Annotated in this window: 1 pseudogene; it reads right to left on the reverse strand. The window is 72.6% G+C overall.

Going from position 1 to position 223, the window contains the following annotated elements:
- Positions 1-108 (reverse strand): annotated as a pseudogene (locus tag AOK08_RS48285) (DUF309 domain-containing protein); the annotation flags it as partial.
- Positions 109-223: the final 115 nt, after the last annotated feature.

The raw sequence follows: 223 nt of genomic DNA on the forward strand, positions 1-223 counted from the left end.
CGGCAGCGGGCGTACGAGACCGTCCCGCGGCCGCGCGTTGCGCGCCCTCCCCTCCTCGTCCCGGTCCCGCCCGCCCACTTCTGCCCGACCCTCCGACGCACCGCTCATGCACCGATTGTCGCGCGCCCGTCGGTCCCCTTCGGAGCAACCTCTGACGTGGGGTAAAGTTCTGCTCGCGTGATCACGCGGGGCAACCGTGGGACGACGCATCGGGACGTGGCGC

This window comes from Streptomyces graminilatus (assembly GCF_001418565.1).
In the GTDB taxonomy this organism is placed as follows: domain Bacteria; phylum Actinomycetota; class Actinomycetes; order Streptomycetales; family Streptomycetaceae; genus Streptomyces; species Streptomyces graminilatus.